The 21,385-nt window shown below is 38.9% G+C and carries 22 protein-coding genes and 1 riboswitch; of the genes, 18 read left to right on the top strand and 4 right to left on the bottom strand.

What is annotated here, in order from left to right; all coding sequences use genetic code 11:
* Window positions 1-90 precede the first annotated feature (90 nt).
* A complete protein-coding gene (locus GHI45_RS05450) occupies window positions 91-483 on the top strand; it encodes a hypothetical protein (protein ID WP_147779812.1) in 393 nt (130 codons plus the stop codon).
* Window positions 484-509: 26 nt separating this feature from the next.
* On the opposite strand, the gene GHI45_RS05445 is transcribed toward GHI45_RS05450, so the two are convergent.
* The gene (locus GHI45_RS05445; protein WP_147779811.1) at window positions 510-1,958 is read right to left on the bottom strand and encodes an amino acid permease; all 1,449 of its coding nucleotides are present in this window, start codon (window positions 1,956-1,958) and stop codon (window positions 510-512) included.
* A gap of 100 nt (window positions 1,959-2,058) precedes the next feature.
* A riboswitch (Lysine riboswitch) is annotated at window positions 2,059-2,231 on the bottom strand.
* A gap of 201 nt (window positions 2,232-2,432) precedes the next feature.
* Between GHI45_RS05445 and GHI45_RS05440 the strand changes: the two genes are divergently transcribed.
* The 3 genes from GHI45_RS05440 (at window position 2,433) to GHI45_RS05430 (ending at window position 5,878) form a co-directional block, all read left to right on the top strand.
* Window positions 2,433-3,266: an undecaprenyl-diphosphate phosphatase gene (locus GHI45_RS05440; RefSeq protein WP_147779810.1), complete on the top strand. Its 834-nt coding sequence runs from the start codon at window positions 2,433-2,435 to the stop codon at window positions 3,264-3,266.
* Window positions 3,267-3,443: 177 nt separating this feature from the next.
* A complete protein-coding gene (locus GHI45_RS05435) occupies window positions 3,444-5,660 on the top strand; it encodes a glycosyltransferase family 39 protein (RefSeq protein WP_147779809.1) in 2,217 nt (738 codons plus the stop codon).
* Window positions 5,657-5,878, top strand: coding sequence for a hypothetical protein (locus GHI45_RS05430; protein ID WP_147779808.1), 222 nt, complete (start codon window positions 5,657-5,659; stop codon window positions 5,876-5,878). The genes GHI45_RS05435 and GHI45_RS05430 overlap by 4 nt, the downstream gene beginning before the upstream one ends.
* 75 nt (window positions 5,879-5,953) lie before the next feature.
* Here GHI45_RS05430 and GHI45_RS05425 read toward each other — a convergent pair whose 3' ends face one another.
* Window positions 5,954-6,955, bottom strand: coding sequence for a hypothetical protein (locus GHI45_RS05425; protein WP_147779807.1), 1,002 nt, complete (start codon window positions 6,953-6,955; stop codon window positions 5,954-5,956).
* A gap of 247 nt (window positions 6,956-7,202) precedes the next feature.
* Between GHI45_RS05425 and rpsF the strand changes: the two genes are divergently transcribed.
* The 4 genes from rpsF (at window position 7,203) to GHI45_RS05405 (ending at window position 9,229) form a co-directional block, all read left to right on the top strand.
* A complete protein-coding gene (gene rpsF, locus GHI45_RS05420; RefSeq protein WP_147779806.1) occupies window positions 7,203-7,496 on the top strand; it encodes a 30S ribosomal protein S6 in 294 nt (97 codons plus the stop codon).
* Window positions 7,497-7,544: 48 nt separating this feature from the next.
* On the top strand, window positions 7,545-8,030 hold the full coding sequence (gene ssb / locus GHI45_RS05415) for a single-stranded DNA-binding protein (protein WP_147779805.1): 486 nt from the start codon (window positions 7,545-7,547) through the stop codon (window positions 8,028-8,030).
* Between the two features lie 43 nt (window positions 8,031-8,073).
* Window positions 8,074-8,319, top strand: coding sequence for a 30S ribosomal protein S18 (gene rpsR / locus GHI45_RS05410; RefSeq protein ID WP_147779804.1), 246 nt, complete (start codon window positions 8,074-8,076; stop codon window positions 8,317-8,319).
* Between the two features lie 100 nt (window positions 8,320-8,419).
* Complete coding sequence (locus GHI45_RS05405; RefSeq protein WP_147779803.1) at window positions 8,420-9,229, top strand: metallophosphoesterase; 810 nt, start codon at window positions 8,420-8,422, stop codon at window positions 9,227-9,229.
* 28 nt (window positions 9,230-9,257) lie between these two features.
* Here GHI45_RS05405 and GHI45_RS05400 read toward each other — a convergent pair whose 3' ends face one another.
* A complete protein-coding gene (locus tag GHI45_RS05400; RefSeq protein WP_147779802.1) occupies window positions 9,258-9,566 on the bottom strand; it encodes a DUF960 domain-containing protein in 309 nt (102 codons plus the stop codon).
* 37 nt (window positions 9,567-9,603) lie between these two features.
* On the bottom strand, window positions 9,604-10,446 hold the full coding sequence (locus tag GHI45_RS05395) for a MurR/RpiR family transcriptional regulator (RefSeq protein ID WP_147779801.1): 843 nt from the start codon (window positions 10,444-10,446) through the stop codon (window positions 9,604-9,606).
* Window positions 10,447-10,606: 160 nt separating this feature from the next.
* On the opposite strand from GHI45_RS05395, the gene gnd reads away from it, so the two are divergent.
* From gnd to GHI45_RS05345, 10 genes are all read left to right on the top strand, one after another.
* Window positions 10,607-11,515, top strand: coding sequence for a phosphogluconate dehydrogenase (NAD(+)-dependent, decarboxylating) (gene gnd / locus GHI45_RS05390; RefSeq protein ID WP_147779800.1), 909 nt, complete (start codon window positions 10,607-10,609; stop codon window positions 11,513-11,515).
* A 121-nt stretch (window positions 11,516-11,636) separates the two neighbouring features.
* Window positions 11,637-13,148 (top strand): gluconokinase, encoded by a 1,512-nt coding sequence (gene gntK / locus GHI45_RS05385; RefSeq protein ID WP_147779799.1) that lies wholly within the window; start codon window positions 11,637-11,639, stop codon window positions 13,146-13,148.
* A gap of 83 nt (window positions 13,149-13,231) precedes the next feature.
* Complete coding sequence (locus GHI45_RS05380; protein ID WP_147779798.1) at window positions 13,232-14,647, top strand: gluconate:H+ symporter; 1,416 nt, start codon at window positions 13,232-13,234, stop codon at window positions 14,645-14,647.
* Window positions 14,648-14,786: 139 nt separating this feature from the next.
* Window positions 14,787-15,815 (top strand): LacI family DNA-binding transcriptional regulator, encoded by a 1,029-nt coding sequence (locus GHI45_RS05375; RefSeq protein ID WP_228386021.1) that lies wholly within the window; start codon window positions 14,787-14,789, stop codon window positions 15,813-15,815.
* Between the two features lie 229 nt (window positions 15,816-16,044).
* Window positions 16,045-16,875 carry a 5-dehydro-4-deoxy-D-glucuronate isomerase gene (gene kduI, locus GHI45_RS05370; RefSeq protein ID WP_187230085.1) on the top strand — a complete coding sequence of 277 codons (831 nt, stop codon included), beginning with the start codon at window positions 16,045-16,047 and terminating at the stop codon, window positions 16,873-16,875.
* A gap of 67 nt (window positions 16,876-16,942) precedes the next feature.
* Window positions 16,943-18,016 carry a 2-keto-3-deoxygluconate permease gene (locus GHI45_RS05365; protein WP_147779795.1) on the top strand — a complete coding sequence of 358 codons (1,074 nt, stop codon included), beginning with the start codon at window positions 16,943-16,945 and terminating at the stop codon, window positions 18,014-18,016.
* Window positions 18,017-18,081: 65 nt separating this feature from the next.
* Window positions 18,082-18,891, top strand: coding sequence for a gluconate 5-dehydrogenase (locus GHI45_RS05360; protein WP_147779794.1), 810 nt, complete (start codon window positions 18,082-18,084; stop codon window positions 18,889-18,891).
* Window positions 18,892-18,963: 72 nt separating this feature from the next.
* A complete protein-coding gene (locus GHI45_RS05355; protein WP_147779793.1) occupies window positions 18,964-19,725 on the top strand; it encodes a sugar phosphate isomerase/epimerase in 762 nt (253 codons plus the stop codon).
* Complete coding sequence (locus tag GHI45_RS05350; RefSeq protein ID WP_147779792.1) at window positions 19,713-20,663, top strand: sugar kinase; 951 nt, start codon at window positions 19,713-19,715, stop codon at window positions 20,661-20,663. The genes GHI45_RS05355 and GHI45_RS05350 overlap by 13 nt, the downstream gene beginning before the upstream one ends.
* An 11-nt stretch (window positions 20,664-20,674) precedes the next feature.
* Window positions 20,675-21,313, top strand: coding sequence for a bifunctional 4-hydroxy-2-oxoglutarate aldolase/2-dehydro-3-deoxy-phosphogluconate aldolase (locus tag GHI45_RS05345; RefSeq protein WP_147779899.1), 639 nt, complete (start codon window positions 20,675-20,677; stop codon window positions 21,311-21,313).
* Window positions 21,314-21,385: the final 72 nt, after the last annotated feature.

Here is a 21,385-nt window from a genome sequence, read left to right as displayed (position 1 = left end):
GCGATGCTTTTTTTATTTTGAGAAAAGCTGTCAGGACTGACAGAAAAGGGGTATAATGAACTTAAGCAAAAGCAATTAGAAAGGGGAAAAATGAGAGCAAAATTAGGAAATGATAAGGTCAACGTTTGGCAGATTTCGATGGATAAACCAGAAAATGAGGACTGGCTTCTTGAAGCATTTCAAATGCATCAACTGGCTTGGAGTGGCAAACTCGTCATGGATGCCCAAGACAAAGCAAAATTAAAAGTGCAAGGTATGAAGGGAAAAGTTGCTAATCCGACGGAAGCAGCATTGAGCTGGTTGCTCCTTTATGCTGACATAGGTTCCTTTTCAAATGCATTTCCAGAAAATATTTATTTGGTAGTCAATCAGCCGAGGGTTCCAGTATTTGGGAAAATTGGCGATTATCTTGTTCAATCTCCTCTAGGAATGTTGGAAATTTACTCAGAAAAGAAAGCCAAAAGAGAACTAACTTTTCAATAAAAAAACTGCTCAATGAGCAGCTTTTTTTATTTATAATTTCGATCCAAATTCACTTCATCAAGTGGAATAAGTTTCGTTTTCTTGGTAAATTTGTAGCCGAGATACAAGATTAAGAAAAGTGGCAATGCCAAATAAGTTGTAATAACAGATTGTAAGTTGCTTGTTGTTGTGATTTGGCCGATAACAATGACAACACACAAAACAAGTGCCAAGACTGGCCCTACAGGGAACCATTTTGCATGATAACCAAGTTCAGAAAGTTTGTGTCCTTGCTTGATGAAAGCACGACGGAAACGATAGTGACAAATGGCAATCCCAATCCAAGCGAGGAAACCAGACAAACCAGATGCTGCAACGAGGTAAATGTACATTTGAGGACCAAAAATACTTGTCAAGAAGGTTAATAAACCGATGGCTACTGTAAGAAGTACAGCATAAAGTGGGATACCATTGCGTTTGTTTGTTTTGGCAAAAATCTTAGGAGCGTGTCCTTCTTGTGCCATTCCGAAAAGCATACGAGAACCAGCATAAAGCCATGAATTACCAGCTGAAATAACAGAAGTCAAGATAACAGCGTTCATAACAGCAGCAGCTGCTGCAAGTCCAGCACGTTCAAATACAAGCGTAAATGGAGAAACAGTGATATCGCCGGTGTTTGCAGAACGAAGCAAGTTAGGATCTTTATAGTAAATCAATGCGCCAATGATAAAGATAGATACAAAGTAAAAGAGCAAGATACGCCAGAAAGTCGTTTTAATCGCTGCAGGAACTGCTTTTTCAGGATTTTCAGATTCACCAGCTGCAATACCGACAATTTCTGTTCCTTGGAAAGAGAAACCAGCAACCATAAAGACGGCAACCATTCCACCAAATCCACCAACGAAGCCAGATTGTCCACCAGCAGTCAGATTATGCACGACATCCGTGTGAATTGAGAAAGCACCAAAGATGGACAGAAGTCCAATCGCGATAAAGGCGATGACGGCAATGACTTTGATGGTTGCCATCCAAAATTCAGTCTCGCCATAAGCACGAGCAGAAGTTAAGTTGACAAGCAAAATCAAAACTAAAGTAATGGCTGACCAAATCCATGTTGGAACATTAGGAAGCCAAAATTGCATGACAACGCCAACGGTTGCCATTTCAACAGCAAAGGTAATGGCTGAATTAAACCAGTAGTTCCAGCCCATTGCAAATCCAAATGCTTTATCAACATAACGGTCAGCAAATGAAGCAAAAGAGCCAGAAATTGGCAAATAAGATGCCATTTCACCAAGTGAAGTCATCAGGAAGAAGACCATCAGTCCGATTGCCGCATAGGCAACAAGAGCGCCAAGAGGCCCTGCTTGTGAAATGGTAGCACCAGAAGCGACAAACAAGCCAGTTCCGATTGTTCCACCGAGGGCAATCATTTCTAAATGCCTTTTTTTCAAGCCACGATTGACTTGTGTGTGTTCTTGTTGAGAATTTTCCATTATTCTCTCCCTTAAATAAAAAATTTCTACATCAATAAAAAATAAAAAAGCAATCTACTAAACAGAAGATTGCTAAACGTATAAAAAATAGAATTTTTATAATACGAATAGCCCCCCGCGATATATTCGCGACAGTCCAGCCCGTATTTCGAGCTGTCCCAAAGTCAATGTTTAAAGCCAACATTAACCTTTCGGCAACCGCTCCGGCTTACGTGTCAATGCTTGCTTTTAGCTCAACGTAAGTTCATATTGGTCGCAACCTCTATCGATGTGTATAAGGTACATCTTAAAACAATTTAGATAACTTGTCAAGCATGAATAATCATGCAATCTATTTTTAAAGAAATTGTCAGAGTTGACAGAATTATTTGTGCTATAATAGGTATGTTTCACGATACCTTATCTAAAAAGTGGTGCATCGTGGAATGTGTTAAAACGAAATTTATTTTATAAAAAATAGAAAATGGAGAAAACATGGACTATATTCGTGCGATTATTCTCGGAATTATTGAAGGGATCACGGAGTGGTTGCCCATTTCATCTACAGGGCATTTGATCATTGCTGACGAATTCATCAAACTCAATCAATCTGCCGCATTCAAAGAAATGTTTGACGTCGTAATCCAACTTGGTGCGATTTTATCCGTTTTGGTCTTGTACTTCCACAAGCTCAATCCCTTTGAAAAAACAAAATCAGAACGTGAAGTAAAATATACGTGGCGTCTTTGGGCAAAAATTATCATTGCTTGTATTCCAGCAGCGATTATAGGTCTGGCTTTGGACAACTGGCTCAATGCACACTTTTATAACTTTGTCTTTGTCGCTTTGATGCTGATTTTATATGGTTTTATCTTTATTTATGTCGAAAAAAAATGGGTACCAAAACACGAATTTACGGTGACAGACATTGATCGCCTGCCCTACCGAACGGCTTTCTTGATTGGTGTTTTCCAAATCTTGTCATTGCTGCCAGGAACATCTCGTTCAGGTGCTACAATCATTGGAGGCTTGCTTTTAGGCGTTAGCCGTAGTGTTGCAGCAGAATTTACATTTTTCTTGGGAATTCCAATCATGTTTGGCGCGTCCCTTTTGAAGATGGTGAAATTCTTTGCTCACAATAGCATCAGTTTAAATCAAATTGGAATTTTACTTGTTGCTTGTTTGGTTGCTTTTGGCGTATCAATGCTTGCAATCAGATGGCTGATGGGCTATGTTAAAAAACACGATTTCACTTTCTTTGGTAAATATCGAATTGTTCTCGGTGTCGTTTTATTGATTTATGCAGGCTTTCGTGCCATTTTCTCTTGATAATATAGAAATCACAAGTGCAGCTTGTGATTTTTTTTGTTGTTTTTTCGTTAGAAAGAAAATCAAAAGATCTATTTGAATTGTTTAAACATTTAAGTTCTATTTATTACGCGGTTAAGCTTGTTTTATCGTGTAAGTTTTAGAATAAGTTTATTCAAATCGAAAGGCGAACTTATTATGAAACAACAGCACAGACATCAGGACAATTTGTCTTGGTATAAGCGGCTGGATTATTGGTTAGTTAGCATCTTGTTCCTCGCTGGCTTTCTGAACATCTGGAATCTTTGGAATGCAGGCACAGCGGATGCCTTTTATACAGCAGCCATTAAATCAGGGACACTTAGCTGGAAAGCATTTTTCTTTGGCTCAATAGACCCCGCAAACTATATTACGGTGGATAAACCACCGGTTGCCCTCTGGATACCAGAGCTACTCGGGCGTATCTTTGGTGTTAATGCACTGACCGTTACCTTACCCTCTGCTTTATTTGGTGTGGCAACCTGTTATTTGATTTATCTTATGATCAAACCTCGTTGGGGAGCATGGGCAGCACGCATTTCTGCCCTTGTGATGACGATTGTTCCAATGGCAGTCGCTGACAATCGGGTTGATAATATGGATGCAACGCTGGTTTTCTTGTGTGTCTTTGCCTATTATTTCATGCTTAAGGCAGGCAAAAAACAAGAAATTCGTTATGTCTTTATTGCGATGGCAACCATTGGTGTTGCTTACAATGTAAAAATGATGGAAGCTTGGATGGTTGTACCTGGCATGTTCCTTTATTACTTCATTGCTATTAAACTCCCTTGGAAGAAATTGCTGGTTAATTTCTTTGCTGCACTTGCCATTTTGGGTGTGACCAGCTTGACTTATTCGGTGGTGGTGGATGCCATTCCGCAAAGTCAACGTCCTTGGGTGGGGTCAACTTCGGATGATAGCGAAATTTCCTTATCATTTGGTTACAATGGTGTCGAGCGTTTACTTGGAATGTCAAGTGGCTCAGGAAGTAGTTCAAGTGCGCCGAGTGGTTCTAGTTCAACTAAACCAAGCGGTATGCCAAGTGGCAGTTTAACGTCAAACACAACATCAATGAGTAAATCTTCAACGGCACCGACAAGTTCTGGCAGTATGACCGGTCTGAGTGGCAGTCTTTTGACTCAAGCCAGCAAAAAATTGACTAGCTCAGAACTGACAAGTCTTGAAAGTTTGACAAGCACACAGAAAACGCAACTGACAAGTCTACTCAGTAAGGCAGGTATCACAACAAGTCAACTTGCTTCAGCACTCGAAAGTAATCAATCTAGCCAATTTAATCAAGGTGGCCCAAGCGGCTCCGGCGGAAATTCTGCAGGTGGTGGCTTATTTAATAACGGTGGTGTCGGCTTGTTCCGTCTGTTCAATGCAGAACTTGGCCCAACGTCAAGCTGGTTCCTTCCAACCGCTCTCTTTGGACTCTTTATCGGTTTCTTTGCAACACGTAAACGCAAATCAAAATGGTACGAGCTGACAGATAAACAGAAAGAAACATTGCTTTGGGCAGGTTGGTTAATTCCTGTTGGAGGATTCTTCAGTGTTGCAGGTTTCTTCCATAGTTATTATTTGGACATGATGGGTGCGCCTATCGCAGCATTAACAGGAATTGCCATTGTCGAATTAGTGCGCTCTGCAAAAGCCAGTAAGGCAAAATTAAATTGGGCAAATATCGTTGGCGCCTTGCTTGTCCTTGCAACATACGGCGTGCAAGCTAGCTTTACTTATTCAACTTATAAGATACCAACGCTTGTCGTCGGTGTTCTGGCGATTGCTATTGCACTTGCTTGGCTTATTCCAAGTAAGCATGGACTCAAGGCGCGTGCTGCAGCAAGTATTGCCGTTCTATCTATCTTTACATTCTGGTGGGCATTGACTCCTACATTGTCAAGCGAATCTGCTGAAACACCAACAGTTGGGCCAAGTCTTTATCAGTCCGGCGGCCAAGGTGCAAGCGGCGGAATGGGGTCAAATCTTGACACCAATGTCTTGAAATATACGGAAGCCCATCAAGGTTCGGCAACTTATTTGTTTGCAACAGTGAGTGCTGGAACCTCAGAGCCTTATATCATCCAATCCGGCAAAGCAGTAATGACGCTGGGAGGATTTTCAGGCTCTGACCCATCTATCACATTGGCTAAATTCAAAACTTTAGTCAAAGAAGGAAAGGTAAAATACTTCCTTGCTGGTGGAGGCATGGGAGCTGGTGGCGGAAGCTCAAGCCAAATCTCGGCCATAGAATCTTGGATTGAAGCTAACGCGAAAAAAGTAACCTCGGTTTCTAGCACCTCCGCGTTATCGACAAGCAGCAAGACCACAAGTGCGTCAAGTACAGCCCAACAGGAACAGCGCCATCAGAAATGACAGAAACAGCTCCAACAGGCACTGCCCCAACAGGAATGACAGGGACGGCTCCAACAGGTTCAGCCCCATCAGGTGCACCAACAGCATCAAGTAGTGCCAAAACGACAAGCTCAAGCACTTCAAGTACTTCCGCAAGTAGCACTCAAAGTTCAGGCGGGCCTGGAGGTCAACAATCGACGACACTTTACGATCTCACGACGATTACAAATTTTAGTTGAGCTAATCTAAATATAGTTGAGTCAGAGTTCGCTGTCTGCGCAAAAAAACCACAAGTTATCTTGTGGCTTTTTTGATTAGCTGGCTTGTTCCGTTGAAGCGGTTAAGCTTTCAATAACTTTGTTTTGTAAATCTTCGAGTGTCATTGTTTTTGAGGTAGCAGGTTCAGTTGCTTTTTTACTTGCTTTTGAAGCTTTGGCATCCGTTGAAAGTTTCAAATCAATGCTGTTTTTGTCATCATCAGTAATTTTAGCTGTGATTGTTGATTTTGTTTCTTGGGTCTTGATATTTTTCGTTGAGACAAATTCCATTTGTTCAACTTTATAATCTTTCATCTGGCTCATCAAGTCTTTCAACTGTGTCTTTGAAAGTTCAGCAGTTGCACCAGGCAATTTTTTAAGCAAGGCATCAAAAGTGACATCTTTTTCAGAAATCTTAAATGTTACTTCATTCCCTTTTTGAGTAAAGGCAGAGTTATCTACATCCTTATACTCTTTTTCAATGTCTGATTTTGAAAGTTCTTGAGATTTGAAAATATCATCGATGGTTTCAGACCAGCTTTCATCACTGTCAGCCTCATCAGAGTAGCTGTTGATACTTGCTTTATCCATCATCAAGTAAGGTTTGTCGATGCCGTCAACCATACTGTCAAAAATACTGCTGTAATCGCCAACTTTATCATTAACGAGTGGTTTTGCGACTTTGTAAATGCTCTTCAAGTCATCACTGTTCAAATAAAAGCCTTTGTCACTCATCAACATATTGAGCCCATATTTTTGTCCGCTTACTTTGATAGAGCCATCAAAATCAAGGACGCGACTTTCATAGTTTGTATTCATGGTAATGTTCATTTCACTATCTTTGAACATTTTAGCAATGCTAGCATCCGATTTATCGTCAGAGCTGACCTCAAGTTTGTCAACCTTAAGTTTTACTTCCTGTTGATTGTAATCATCCTTACTTACTTCGACAATACTGTTAATATAAGCTTTCTTTGCCGCAGCGTCATCTTTCTTTGAGCAGGCAGATAATGTCAGTGCTGACAATCCAATCATTGTTAACGGTATAATCTTTTTCATAGCAGTCTCCTTCAACTGTTTATTTGTTATATTTCAAATATATCATTAAGGTAACAATAAAGCAAATTAGTTAGCGAAAATGCAATCATAGAAAACTAAATTATATTTTTTGGATGAAATAGGCGAAAAATCAAGGCAAAAACTTGCCAAAAGAGGACAATTCTGATATAATTACTAATTGTGGTAAAAATATCACATCTTGCGTAGGCTCCAACCTACGTCATTAGTCCAAAAGGAGGAAAAATCGATGACAAAATACGAAATTCTTTACATTATTCGTCCAAACATTGATGAAGAAGCAAAAAATGCCCTTGTTGCACGTTTCGATGAAATCTTAACAAGCAATGGTGCCGTTAACGTTGAGTCTAAAGACTGGGAAAAACGCAAACTTGCTTACGAAATCAACGATTTCCGCGAAGGTTTGTACCACGTCATAACTCTTGAAGCTGAAACAACTTCAGAAGCTACAAGTGAATTCGACCGTCTTGCTAAAATCAACGACGACATTCTTCGTCACATGATTGTTAAAGTAGAAGCTTAATTAACTACTACTGGATGTCGCTTCCTAAAGGAAGCACTGGAGGATTAGATGATAAATAATGTTGTTTTAGTTGGTCGTCTTGTGCGCGACCCAGAACTTCGATATACACCATCAAACGTTGCTGTTGCAACATTTACAGTGGCTGTCAATCGTCGTTTCAAAAATGCAAATGGAGAACGTGAAGCTGATTTCATCAACTGTGTGATTTGGCGTCAATCTGCTGAAAATTTGGCAAATTGGGCTAAAAAAGGCGCATTGATTGGTGTAACGGGTTCAATCCAAGTTCGTAATTATGAAAATCAACAAGGTCAACGTGTTTACGTTACTGAAGTGATTGCTGATAATTTCCAAATGCTTGAAAGTCGTCAAGTACGCGAAGGTGGAAATACTGGTTCATATTCTGCACCACAACAAAACCGCCCAACGAATACATCAAATAATTCAACAAATTCAACACCAAATTTCTCTCGTGATGCAGACCCATTTGCTGGTGGCTCACCAATGGAAATTTCGGATGATGATCTTCCATTCTAATTTAAAAAATTAGAAAACAAAGAATAATATAAGGAGAAAAAATATGGCTTTCCAAAAACGTAATAACTTCAAACGTCGTAAAAAAGTTGACTTTATTGCAGCTAACAAAATTGAAGTTGTTGACTACAAAGACGTTGAAACTTTGAAACACTTTATTTCTGAAAGTGGTAAAATCTTGCCACGTCGCGTTACTGGTACTTCAGCTAAAAACCAACGTAAAGTGGTTACAGCTATCAAACGCGCTCGTGTAATGGCATTGCTTCCATTCGTAGCATCAAGCGAAAACTAAGAAATGAACAAAAGACATTATTTGATGTCTTTTTTTGTGCTGTCAGCACTGACAAAAATGTATTTCTTTAATTTTTTTGCATTTGTGATAAAATAGAACAATGACTTGGATTATTATAATTTTAATAGCACTTGTGCTATTGTTGCTTTACGGTATCTTTGTTGAGCCACATTTGATGCGTGTGCGGACGATTGATTATGACAGAGGTCAGGGTCTGAAAATTGCTCAATTTACGGATACCCATTTTACTTGGCATACCACTGCCAGACGTTTGAAAAAATTTGCCAAAAATATCGAAGAAAATCAGCCAGATATTATTTTGTTTACAGGGGATCTTTTTGATAAGGTGTCTTGGGCAAAGGAACGGGATTTGACGGCTTATATCGAGGTCTTGTCAGAGCTGACAGCACCTCTCGGAAAGTTTGCTATATTTGGTAATCATGATTTTGAAGATAATAATTCTCATTTTGTGAGAGAAATTTTAGAAAAATCAGGCTTCACGATTGTCAACAACCGTTCTGAAGTCTTATCCAAATCACACAATGCGAACTACGCTCAGCCGACTGGAAAAATATGCATTTCAGGCATTGATGATATGCGTGAAGGAGTCCCAGATTTTGCGATTTATCCGCAAGAAGCTGATTTTTCACTGCTGATGGTTCATGAACCAGACTCGTTGATCCAGCTAGAGCAACTGAAGGCATTTGATTTGATCATTGCGGGGCATAGTCATGGTGGACAAATTCGAATCGGCAATTTCCGTTTGCATAACAAAGGCTCAAAATATTTTGACAAAGGAAAGTATGAAATCAATGAAAAAACCAGCTTGTATGTTAACAGCGGGATTGGATTGACTTTCTTACCCATCAGAATTGGTGTTGTCCCAGAAATAGTTTATTATGAAATATAAAAAATGTGAAAGTAATTTCACATTTTTTTCATATTTCTTTATCTGTGACGATTGTTTCGCGTCCTTTATTATCAACGGCGTGAAAAAGTGTTGGCCAATCATGGTTGAATGGATAATCGAAATCAACTGTGATTGTCGTTGGGTCATTTTTTTGACTGAAGCGAATGGACAAGAGTCCGTCAGAGTTGATGAGCTGAAAATCAATCACTTCGCCAAGTGGAAATACATTTTTTAGCTGGTAATCAATGATATACCAAAATGCATCGATTACTTCGCCAGGAATAGAAGCAACGGTGCTGAAACTTGCAAAACGTTGACGTGAATTTGTGAATGCCATATTTTACCTCCGTTCTAAAAGCTTAACATAGATATGATTAGAGACGTGATTTTTTGATTGTTTCTCGAATGTCTTGAATAGTATGGTCAGTTTGGTCTTGACTTTGCATGCCATACATCATGGAAATCGCATCAAGAATGCTGATTTGAGAAACTGTTGATGCGACGGCTTCTGGACGGAAAGAGATTTCCTCAGAAACAGAAACCAAGGCAATGTCAGAGCTGACAGCAAGTGCTGAATTTGCAAAAGAAGTAATGCCGATGATGGGAACCTTGTGATTTTTTAAAATTTCCACAATACGCATGGTATCTCTGTTGCGGCCAGTATGTGAAATGACAAAGGCGCAATCGTGTTTTGTCAGCTTGGTTGCTAGCATTTGTTGATAATGAAAATCTTGGTGAAATACTGTTTTCACAGGCATTCGAATGAATTTGTGAAATGCCAAATTGGCAATCGTATTTGAACCACCAAGTCCAAAAAAGCCGACTGTATCTGCTTTTAAGAGAAGATTCAAGGCTTTTTGTAAATCTTTTTCAGAAATCAGTTGCAAGGTCGAATTGAGTGAGGAAATGTTACTCTTAAAACTCTTGTTGAGAATATCCATATTGCTATCATCGGGTGAAAGCTCGCTGAAAAAGTTGTTTTCTTGCTTTTGGTCAGTCGCATGAATGGCCAATTTTAATTCTTGGAACGAATTAAAGCCTATTTTCTTCGCATAGCGCGAAATTGTTGCTGTGGAGACAGAGATTTCTTCAGCGAATTCTTGAATTGACAAGCGCGCAGCAGAATCAATATTTTCAAGTAAAAAGTCAGATATTTTTTGGTCTGCCTTGCTCAAACCGTCATAATAACTATTGATGCGTGATACTAAAGTCCTCATACAGTGTGCTCCTTTGCTTTATATTATATCACAGAAGCCCTTTTGGACAATGTAAAAGAAGAGTTTTATTATGAGTAAATTTTTTACATCAAATTATTTGACAAATGAAAATAATTTACGTATAATATTTTTAGGAATAAACGAAAAAGGAAACAAAGAAATGAAATTCGCGATTATTGGTCTTGGAAAAATGGGATTGAACCTTGCTAAAAATGCAGCGGACAATGGCATTGATGTGGTTGCTTACGACCTCAATGAAACTGCCGTGCAAGAAGCAAATCAATACTCAGAACACATTACAGGTGTGACGACGATTGATGCAATGCTTTCAGAATTGCCAACACCAAAAATTGTATGGGTAATGGTTCCTGCTGGAAAGGCAACCAACTCAACAATTGAAATGCTCTCAGAAAAATTAACTGCTGGCGATATTTTGATTGATGGCGGAAACTCAAATTACAAAGACAATCTTGTTCAAAATGAATTCTTGAGCGAAAAAGGAATAAAATTCTTTGATGCTGGAACTTCAGGCGGCATGGACGGCGCTCGTAATGGCGGAAACTTTATGGTCGGTGGCGATGATAAAGCGGCATGGACAGTGATTGAACCTATTTTTGCAGCTTTGGCACAAGAAGATGGTTATCTTTATACAGGAAAACTTGGTTCAGGTCACTATCTCAAAATGATTCACAACGGGATTGAATACGGCATGATGCAAGCCATTGCTGAAGGATTTGAAATCCTTGAAGCTTCAGATTTTGACTATGATTATGAAGCTGTTGCTAAACTTTGGAACCACGGTTCAGTAATTCGTGGCTGGTTGATGGAACTTGCGGAAGAACAATTCGCTAAAGATCCTAAACTTGATGCAATCGCAGGACGTGTTCAAGCGTCAGGTGAAGGCAAATGGACAATCGAAGAAAGCCTTGATTTAGCTGTTCCAGCTCCTGTTATTGCCTTGTCATTGATGATGCGTAATCGTAGCCTTCAAGACGATACAATGACTGGAAAAGTCGTTGCTGCCCTCCGAAATGGTTTTGGTGGACACGACGTAACAAAAAGTAAATAATAAAAAAGCTCATCGAATGCAAGTTCGATGAAATTTTACAAGAAAAATGTAAGCGGTACAATGAATTTAAAATAAGTGGAATCACTCATTTTAGTGAAGCCAGTGGTGTAAAGGAGAAATGATGCAGTATCTTATCGGAGTTGATTTAGGAACGACTGCAACCAAAGCTGTTTTGTTTAAAGTGAACGGCGAGATTGTTGCAAATAGCAGTCAGGCGTATGATTTGCACCGTGATTTGTCAGGAATGGCAGAAGAAAGCTACCAAGATATTTTTGATGCGGTACTTGTGACAATTCGGGAAGTTTCGATCAATCTAAATGAAACAGATGAGCTGTTAGCAGTATCTTTTAGCTCACAAATGCATAGCTTAATTGCACTGACAGAAGAGTGGTGTGAGCTGACAGAAGTCATCACGTGGGCGGATACGCGTGCGGTTAAATACACAGAAGAGTTGAAAGCATCAGGGAAAGGTTTTGAGATTTATCAGCGGACAGGGACACCCATTCATCCGATGGCACCCTTGTCTAAACTGCTCTGGTTGAAAAATGAAAAAGCAGACATTTTTGCACAAGCCAAACATTATTTAGACATCAAAGGTTATATTTTTGGACGCTTGTTTGATGTCAATAAGATGGACTTATCCATTGCGACAGGAACAGGACTTTTCAATATCTTTAATTTGGACTGGGATGAAGAAGCACTTGAACTTACAGGACTCAAGAAAGCTCAGCTTCCGCAAGTTGTAGAACCATACGAAATTGAACAAGGAATGAAGCATGAATTTGCCATGAAAATGGGAATTCCAGTGGATACTAAATTTGTATGGGGTGCTGCAGATGGGCCACTTTCAAATCTGGGTGTAAATGCCATAAAACCAGGTGTTGCTGCGATTACGATTGGGACATCTGGTGCCATTCGTGTGGTTACAGATCAACCGAAAACAGACAGCAAGGCGAGAACATTTACCTACGCCTTGGATAAAGAGCACTGGGTCGTTGGGGGGCCGGTCAACTCTGGCGGAGACGTTTATCGTTGGGTACGAGATTCGCTTTTTGATGGCAAATTAAGCTTTGATGAAATTACAGAGCTGGCACAGAAGGCGGGTGCAGGAGCAAATGGATTATTGTTCCATCCTTATTTAGGTGGCGAACGTGCTCCTATTTGGGACGCTAACGCACGCGGATCGTTCTTTGGGTTGAACTATAGCCACAAGCGTGAACACATGGCTAGGAGCGTCCTAGAGGGCGTCATGTTCAATCTCTATATGGTTGCTCTAAGTTTGATTGAAGTCACAGGAGAACTCAATCAGATTCAAGCAACAGGCGGGTTCACCAGCTCAGAACTGTGGATACAAATTCTTTCAGATATTTTTGAACAGCCAATAAATGTCCCTGAAAGTAGAGAAGCAGGCTGTCTTGCAGCAGTTGTCATGGCTGAAAAAGCACTTGGAATTGTTGACAGCCTTTCTGTCATTGATGACATGGTTGGAAGTTCACATTCTTATCAGCCAGATGGACAAAACTTTGATATTTACCGAGAATTAACACCCATCTTTATTCGTTTGGCTCGAACAATGAACCAAGAATATACCAATATCTCGAATTTCCAACGCTGGTTGGAAGAAACAAAATAAAATTTATCCCATTGATTTGGGATTGATTTTAAGCATAAAATGTAAGCGTATTATTATTTAAAATATTATGGAGGATAGCTTAAATGCTTGATTTACTCGTACTTTTAATTGGAGTTTTAATACTTCTTGTCATGATTATCAAGTTCAAAATGAACACTTTTATCTCTTTGATTGTTGTTTCAGTTTTAGTTGGACTTGGTCTTGGAATGCCTTTGGGACAAATCCCTGTTTCCATTCAAAATGGGATTGGTGGCTCACTGGGCGAACTCGCGATTGTCTTTGGTTTTGGTGCCATGCTTGGTCGTTTGATTGCGGATGCCGGTGGTGCTTATCGTATCGCTAAAACATTGATTAACAGCTTTGGTAAGAAGCGAATTCAATGGGCTATTATGGTTGCCAGCTTTATCATTGGGATTGCGCTCTTCTTTGAAGTCGGCATGGTCTTGTTAATTCCTATTGTTTTTGCAGTCGCACTTGAAGCATCAGTACCATTGATTTACTTGGGTATTCCAATGGCCGCTGGACTTTCAGTAACACACGGCTTCCTGCCACCTCACCCAGCTCCAATCGCGATTGCCGGTGCCTTAGGTGCCAATCCCGGTACAGTTCTTTTATTCGGGATTATTGCTGCCATTCCAAGTGTCATTATCGCAGGCCCAGTCTTTACTAAAATTGCTCGTAAATGGGTACCTGAAGCCTTTGTTATCAAAACAAAATTGTCCGCATTTGGTGAAATCAAAAAATGGAAACTTGAAGAAACGCCATCTTTCGGACTGTCAATTCTGACAGCCTTGATGCCAGTGATTTTGATGGCTATCAGTACTGTTTATTCCATTATTTACAATAATGGGAAACCATTTGCCGCAGCAACATCAAGTGCAATTAAAGCTGGAAAAGTGGTTACAACAACGACATATCCAACAAGCTTTATTGAAAATGTTATGATGTTCCTCGGAAATCCAGTTTCAGCCATGGTGATTTCATTGCTCTTTGCCCTCTGGACAATGGGCTGGAAACAAAATAAAAAGACATCAGAAATGATGGAAACAGTTGTTGAATCAGTCAAATCAATCGCAATGTTACTCCTTGTCATCGGTGGTGGTGCAGCTCTGAAACAAATTTTGATTGACGGCGGTATCTCTGCTCAAATCTCTGAAATGTTTAAAGGATCAAGCTTGTCACCATTGATTTTAGCGTGGATTATCACAGTTATTTTACGTATTGCTTTAGGATCAGCAACCGTGGCAGCACTGACAGCCGCAGGTCTCGTTCAACCAATGATGGCAAATATGTCACCAAATATGGCAGCTCTGATGGTTCTTGCCATTGGTGCAGGTTCGATTGCTTGTAGTCACGTCAATGACGCAGGCTTCTGGATGTTCAAAGAATACTTTGACCTTGATGTTAAACAAACCCTGAAAACATGGACAGTCCTTGAAACAATCATCGCTGTTGTTGGGTTGGGTATGGTTATGTTGATTAGTGTATTTGTTAAATAATAATAATAAAAAAAGAGGCAAAACGGTCTCTTTTTTTGTTATAATTTGTATTAGCTTTTAGAGAGTACAAAAATTCTATCAGAACTGACAGAATTACCAAAAAATCAGATAAGATAATTATGATAAAATTCGAAAGAAAATGTCGTATAATGAAAATAATATGAATAAGAAAATAACGATAAATGATATTGCTAATTTAGCAGGAGTATCAAAAACAACTGTATCAAGGTTTTTGAACGATAAATATGATGGGATGTCGGAAGAAACACGTCTAAGGATTGAAAAAATAATTACAGAATCAGGCTACCGACCAAATAGACAAGCGAGAGCTTTGAAGGCTCAGCATTCATCGATTATTGGAATCGTGGTTGTTGACATCTCAAATCCGTACACATCACGTATGGTAAAAGGCATAATGGATCGACTGAAAAATACGGAATACCATACTTTGATAATGGATTCAGATATTAATCGCGAACGAGAGCTTAAAAACGTTAACAAGCTTTTAGATGAACAAGTTGACGGAATTATCCTTCAACCATTAGCTAAGCATTCATCGGATTATCAGATTATAGGAAATCAGTATCCAGTTGTTCAAATTGACCGTTACGTTGAACCGCTTTTATGGCCAGCTGTGGTTTCAGATAATTTTGTCCAATCCAGAAACCTTGCTCAGCTTTTTTTAGATAAACAATATCAAAGAGTTATCGTAGTTTCACCGCCAATAGAATATGCAACACCTCGAGTAAATCGTCTAAAAGGAATGATGAATCTTTTAGCTGACTCAGATATCGAGGTCAAGCAAGTCATTACAACAGAGATTAGAGATATCATAGCGAGAGATGACGATTTATGGGAACAGCTAAGAGATGATATTCGTGATGATATTAAAACCGTCATTTATACTTTTAATGGTGGATTACTATACGGCATCATTAAGCTTATGAAAGAAAAAAACATTCTTATTCCTGAGCAAGTTGGTGTAGTGGGATACGATGACGGTTCCTGGGCTGATCTTGTAAGTCCAGGAATTACTTCAATCGAACAGAATCCAGTAGCGATTGGGTACCAAGCAGCAGACCAGTTATTGGCGCAAATCAATGGCGAAAAGCAACTGGTGGAATTAACTTGTATTGACTCAAAACTAAATATCAGATATTCGTTATAAATTATGAAAACCTTTACAAAATTTAATATTTTGTAAAGGTTTTTTAATGTGAAAAAATTAATTTGCTTATTGACAGATAAAATGAAAGCGTTTATAATAAAAGTAAATCGGTTTACTAAATCGATAAACTAAACTTTGTCAACGCCGGCATGTAAGAAAAAGTTTAAAATATTTTTTTTAAAATAATTTGTAAACGCTTTAAAGGAGAATGAAATTGAGTCATCAAACTATGGAAACTCGATATACACATGCACCAAGTGATATTGCTGATTTCACAACAGAAGAATTACGTCGCGAATTTGCCGTTGAGCAAATTTTTGAAGAAGGTTGGATTCATCTTACCTACACACACAATGATCGATTGATTTTTGGAGGTGTAGAACCTGTTGAAGAACCATTAGAAATTGTTTTAGATAAAGTTCTAGGAGTGGAATATTTCCTTGAACGCCGTGAGCTTGGATTTATTAACATTGGTGGAGACGGTTATGTCGAAATTGATGGTGTTGAAGATGAAGTGCTTCATCGAGATGGATATTATATTGGTAAGGAAACGCAACATGTAATTTTCAAATCAAAAAATCCGCAAAATCCAGCAAAATTTTACATTGCATCAGCACCAGCGCATTACAAGTACCCTAACAAACAAATTGCTTTAGCAAATATTGTTCCATTGACTCCAGGTGATGATGAACATATGAATAAGCGAAAAATTAATCAATACGTTCATCCTAATCAAGTCGAATCATGTCAACTACAAATGGGATTAACATCACTTGCTCCAGGATCTGCATGGAACACGATGCCGTGCCACACGCATGAGCGCCGTGCAGAAGTTTATATGTATTTTGAATTACCAGAAGAAGATGCTGTATTTCATATGATGGGAAAACCAGATGAAACGAAACACCTTCTTTTACACAACGAGCAAGGAGCCATTAGTCCAAGTTGGTCTGTCCATTGTGGTGTTGCTACGAGTAACTATTCATTTATCTGGTTAATGGCTGGAGAAAACATTACATATGATGATATGGATGTCGTGCCAATCAATGAATTGAAGTGAGAATTATTGTATTGTCCAAGACAATATGGAGATAAGTCTTGGGAAAATCTTTGAAAAGGTAATTAAAATGCAAATTAAAAAAACAATTGAAAAAATCCCTGCGGGGATGATGATTGTGCCATTATTTCTCGGGGCACTAATCCGTGTGATTTATCCTAATCCAAAGCTTCCGACAGAGTTTTTACCAGGTTTTACAGGTACATTTCTAACTGGAACTTCTGTAATTTTGTTTATATGGTTTGTCAGTGTTGGAGCCACAATTAATCTCAAGACATCGGGATATGTTGCTAAAAAAGGGTTGACTTTGCTGGTCGGTAAAGTACTTTTAGCTGGTTTACTAGGAATAGTTGTTGGACATCTCTTACCAGGAAATGGAATTACTTCAGGTGCATTTGCTGGATTGTCTGCCCTAGCTGTAATAGCGTCATTTAACGAAACAAACGGCGGACTGTACATGGGAATTATGACGACTTTGAATCGTGATGAAGATGCTGCAGGTTTCCCATTTATTTCTATCGAATCTGGGCCTTTCATGACCATGATTACAATGGGTGTTGCAGGAATGGCCTCATTTCCAATCACCGCCTTTGTTTCAACTTTAATTCCATTTGTTTTAGGAATTATTCTTGGATCCCTTGATGTGGAATTCCGTAAATTCCTTGCACCAGTTGTGCCTGCTATGATTCCATTTTTTGCACTTACACTCGGCTTTGCAATTGACTTGACTGCTATCTTTAAATCTGGTCTTGTTGGTATTTTGATGGCAGTAGCAGTTGTTGTTATTTCAGGAAGTGTGCTTTCACTCTTGGATCGTTTCATTACTGGATCAGATGGTGTAGCTGGATGGGCAGCATCATCAACGGCTGGAGCAGCAGTTGCAGTGCCAAGTGCCATTGCTCAACTTGCTCCTCAATACGCACCAATTGCAGGACAAGCGACAGCAATTGTAGCTACATCAGTATTGGTTACAGCAATCTTGACACCCATTATTACCATGCAAATGGAAAAACGTGCGCGTCGATTAGGACGTAAGGCACTTCCGGATAAGGTTGCAGCGAAAAAAGAAGAATACTTAAAAGAATTGGCAGCAACAGAAGAGCAAAAAACGGTAGAAGTACCAGTTGACCATCAAGCAGCCTAAAAATATAAAAAAATTAAAATTCAAAAATTATTTTTCAATCATTAATTAGAAAAAGGTATATATACATGACAGAAGCATATTTAGAAAAATTTTCACTCAACGGAAAAATTGCACTTGTAACTGGTGCAACATATGGCATTGGCTTTGCTCTTGCGAGCGCATACGCTAAAGCTGGTGCAACGATTGTTTATAACGATATCAGTCAGGCAGCAGTCGATCGTGGAGCAGTTGCTTATAAAGAAGCAGGGATTAATGCACACGGTTATGTGTGCGATGTAACGGACGAAGATGCTGTTAATGCAATGGTTGCACAAGTTGAAAAAGAAGTGGGAACAATTGATATTCTGGTTAATAATGCAGGAATTATCAAACGTATTCCGATGATTGAAATGTCAGCAAGTGATTTTCGTCAGGTAATTGATATTGATTTGAATGGTCCGTTTATTGTATCAAAGGCAGTAATTCCTGGAATGATTAAAGCGGGCGGTGGAAAGATTATCAATATTTGTTCGATGATGTCTGAACTTGGTCGTGAAACGGTTTCTGCATATGCTGCAGCTAAGGGCGGATTGAAAATGTTGACACGTAACATTGCTTCTGAATACGGGAAATATAATATCCAATGTAATGGGATTGGCCCTGGATATATTGCTACTCCGCAAACAGCACCATTGCGGGAAGTACAAGCCGATGGCTCACGTCATCCGTTCGATAGCTTTATTATTGCAAAAACGCCTGCCGAACGTTGGGGAGAAACTTCAGATTTGCAAGGCCCAGCAGTATTTTTGGCCTCTCCTGCTTCTGATTTTGTCAATGGCCATGTCCTTTATGTTGATGGTGGAATTTTAGCTTACATCGGAAAACAACCTGAGTAATTACAAATAATTTGAAGTATGGATAACAGTACTTTGTTTTGAAGTACTGTTGTCTGCGTATAGGGGAATAAAATGAAAAAACAAATCGTTGCCAATCTGCTTATTTTCGAAGGAGAATGGAAATCAGGTATAAAACAGAGTCAGCTAATTCGTGAGGCTGCAGCTTTAGGATTTGAGACAGTCGAAATTAGACGAGAGTATTTCTTTGATATCCAATCAGAAATCTTGGAGATTAATAGTGCAGTTTCGGAAACTCAAGTTGAATTATATTACAGCGTTCCAGATAAAGTGTTTATTGATGGAGAAATAAATCCTGAATTAGTTCATTATTTGGATGAAGCGTTAGCGATGGGGGTTAAAAAAATCAAATGGAATATTGGGGATTTTGCTAACTTTAAGGGAAATTTATCAGATGCATTAACACCATTGATTAATTATGGAATTGAAATAAATGTTGAAAACGATCAATCTGAGGAAAATGGAACAATCCAACCAATCCAACGATTTTTGAAAGCAATTAGGGCTGACAAAATTGATTTAGGGTTTGTATTTGATATTGGAAATTGGTCATTTGTTGGTGAATCAGCCCAAGAAGCCATGATACTTTTTATTGATGATATTCGATATATCCACTTGAAAGATATTGTTATCCAAGATGGAAAAGTAGATGTAGTTGGAATTGATTGCGGTACATTAGCTTGGCGGGAAATCTTATTTAAAGTGTCAAAAGAAATCCCAATAGCATTAGAATATCCAACATTTAATCATGAAATTATTGAAGAAGACATGACGAAGGTTTGTTCGTATTTGGAGACAGAATTATGGCGGAAATAATTACAATTGGTGAACCTTTAGTCGTGTTTGCCTCAAATAATTTAAATCAAAATTTAGTTAATTCAACTGAATTTTCAAAAGTAATGGGAGGTGCAGAACTGAATGTCATGATTGGAGCTTCGCGATTAGGGCATTCGACTGAGTATATCTCTCAGGTGGGAGATGATCCTTTTGGGCAATTTGTTGTGAAAGAAATTGCTCATCAAGGTGTTGGAAATCGATATATCAGTAAAGATATGCAACATTGGACAGGTTTTTATTTGAAAGAATTTGTAAATGCTGGAGATCCAGAAACGTTTTATTTTAGAAAAGGTTCAGCAGCAGCTTACATGAATAAATCAAGTATTGATGATATTGATTTTTCTGAAGTTAAATGGGCGCATTTATCGGGTATTTTTCCAGCAATTTCACTTCAAGCGCGTGAGACTTTTTCTTATTTGGTTGAACAATTATTAACACGAGGCATACATACGACATTCGATCCAAATCTTCGCCCTAGCCTTTGGGAATCTGAAGATACTATGCGACAAACCATTAATGAATTGGCTAAAGCTGGTGAAATTGTAATGCCAGGAATTGAAGAAGGTGAAATTTTGGTAGGGACTCGTAGTCCAGAAAAAATTGCTGATTTTTATCTCAATCAAAGTGATATTACTCAAACGGTTATTGTTAAACTCGGTGCCTCAGGAGCTTTCGTAAAACTGAAAACAGGGCAGTCTTACACTGTACCAGGATTTAGAGTTGAAAAAGTTGTTGATACCGTTGGTGCTGGAGACGGATTTGCGCTTGGTGTATTGACTGGATTGATTGAAGGGATGGATTTGAAAGAAGCTGTAACACGTGGATGTGCGATTGGAGCATTGGCTGTGATGGCTCCTGGAGATAATGACGGTTATCCAACGAGAAAGCAGTTGAATGCCTTTTATGACGAAAATTAAGGAGAAAAATGATGCAAAGAGCAACCTTATTGAATAAGGTCATTGAATCAGGAATTGTTTCAGTTGTCAGAGCTGACAGCGCAGAAAAGGCAGTGAAAATTGTTGAAGCGGTGGTTGATGGTGGAATAAAATCAATCGAGCTTACTTATTCAGTTCCGCGAGCAAACGAGGTTATCTCGGATTTGGTTACTAAATATCAAGGGACTGATGTTGTTATTGGTGCTGGTACTGTGTTGGATCCGACTTCGGCTAGACTTGCAATTATTGCTGGGGCACAGTTTATTGTAAGTCCATCGTTTAGTAAAGAGGTTGCTAAAATGTGTAATCTCTATCAAATTCCTTATGTTCCAGGTGTTTTAACACCTCGAGAAGCACAGGAAGCATTGCAATACGGATCTGAGTTAATCAAGCTATTCCCTGGAGATATTACTGGTGCAAAAATGATTAAGGATTTAAAAGGCCCATTTCCCTATATCAATATTTTGCCATCAGGTGGTGTCAATGTTCAGAACATTGGCGAGTGGCTCTCAGCAGGAGCAGTGGCAGTAAGTGCAGGAGGCGGTTTAACAGCACCTGCTTTGCATGATGATTATCAAGCAGTCACGGATAATGCAAAAGCATTTGTTGCAGCATTTCAATCATCAAAATAAAATAACCTAATATAAAATAATAATAATAAAATCGAATAACCTAAGATAATAATAATAAAAAAAACCTCTGTC

Source organism: Lactococcus sp. dk101, from assembly GCF_009601055.1.
Classification (GTDB): domain Bacteria; phylum Bacillota; class Bacilli; order Lactobacillales; family Streptococcaceae; genus Lactococcus.
The sequence above is the reverse complement of the archived record's forward strand: the minus strand, read 5'-3'. Positions and strand labels throughout refer to the sequence as shown.

What these genes read in the sequence shown, in the direction of transcription:
- GHI45_RS05450 (WP_147779812.1), top strand. Translation starts at nt 91, where the DNA reads ATGAGAGCAAAATTAGGAAATGATAAGGTCAACGTTTGGCAGATTTCG.
- GHI45_RS05445 (WP_147779811.1), bottom strand. Translation starts at nt 1,958, where the DNA reads ATGGAAAATTCTCAACAAGAACACACACAAGTCAATCGTGGCTTGAAA.
- GHI45_RS05440 (WP_147779810.1), top strand. Translation starts at nt 2,433, where the DNA reads ATGGACTATATTCGTGCGATTATTCTCGGAATTATTGAAGGGATCACG.
- GHI45_RS05435 (WP_147779809.1), top strand. Translation starts at nt 3,444, where the DNA reads ATGAAACAACAGCACAGACATCAGGACAATTTGTCTTGGTATAAGCGG.
- GHI45_RS05430 (WP_147779808.1), top strand. Translation starts at nt 5,657, where the DNA reads ATGACAGAAACAGCTCCAACAGGCACTGCCCCAACAGGAATGACAGGG.
- GHI45_RS05425 (WP_147779807.1), bottom strand. Translation starts at nt 6,955, where the DNA reads ATGAAAAAGATTATACCGTTAACAATGATTGGATTGTCAGCACTGACA.
- rpsF (WP_147779806.1), top strand. Translation starts at nt 7,203, where the DNA reads ATGACAAAATACGAAATTCTTTACATTATTCGTCCAAACATTGATGAA.
- ssb (WP_147779805.1), top strand. Translation starts at nt 7,545, where the DNA reads ATGATAAATAATGTTGTTTTAGTTGGTCGTCTTGTGCGCGACCCAGAA.
- rpsR (WP_147779804.1), top strand. Translation starts at nt 8,074, where the DNA reads ATGGCTTTCCAAAAACGTAATAACTTCAAACGTCGTAAAAAAGTTGAC.
- GHI45_RS05405 (WP_147779803.1), top strand. Translation starts at nt 8,420, where the DNA reads ATGACTTGGATTATTATAATTTTAATAGCACTTGTGCTATTGTTGCTT.
- GHI45_RS05400 (WP_147779802.1), bottom strand. Translation starts at nt 9,566, where the DNA reads ATGGCATTCACAAATTCACGTCAACGTTTTGCAAGTTTCAGCACCGTT.
- GHI45_RS05395 (WP_147779801.1), bottom strand. Translation starts at nt 10,446, where the DNA reads ATGAGGACTTTAGTATCACGCATCAATAGTTATTATGACGGTTTGAGC.
- gnd (WP_147779800.1), top strand. Translation starts at nt 10,607, where the DNA reads ATGAAATTCGCGATTATTGGTCTTGGAAAAATGGGATTGAACCTTGCT.
- gntK (WP_147779799.1), top strand. Translation starts at nt 11,637, where the DNA reads ATGCAGTATCTTATCGGAGTTGATTTAGGAACGACTGCAACCAAAGCT.
- GHI45_RS05380 (WP_147779798.1), top strand. Translation starts at nt 13,232, where the DNA reads ATGCTTGATTTACTCGTACTTTTAATTGGAGTTTTAATACTTCTTGTC.
- GHI45_RS05375 (WP_228386021.1), top strand. Translation starts at nt 14,787, where the DNA reads ATGTCGTATAATGAAAATAATATGAATAAGAAAATAACGATAAATGAT.
- kduI (WP_187230085.1), top strand. Translation starts at nt 16,045, where the DNA reads ATGGAAACTCGATATACACATGCACCAAGTGATATTGCTGATTTCACA.
- GHI45_RS05365 (WP_147779795.1), top strand. Translation starts at nt 16,943, where the DNA reads ATGCAAATTAAAAAAACAATTGAAAAAATCCCTGCGGGGATGATGATT.
- GHI45_RS05360 (WP_147779794.1), top strand. Translation starts at nt 18,082, where the DNA reads ATGACAGAAGCATATTTAGAAAAATTTTCACTCAACGGAAAAATTGCA.
- GHI45_RS05355 (WP_147779793.1), top strand. Translation starts at nt 18,964, where the DNA reads ATGAAAAAACAAATCGTTGCCAATCTGCTTATTTTCGAAGGAGAATGG.
- GHI45_RS05350 (WP_147779792.1), top strand. Translation starts at nt 19,713, where the DNA reads ATGGCGGAAATAATTACAATTGGTGAACCTTTAGTCGTGTTTGCCTCA.
- GHI45_RS05345 (WP_147779899.1), top strand. Translation starts at nt 20,675, where the DNA reads ATGCAAAGAGCAACCTTATTGAATAAGGTCATTGAATCAGGAATTGTT.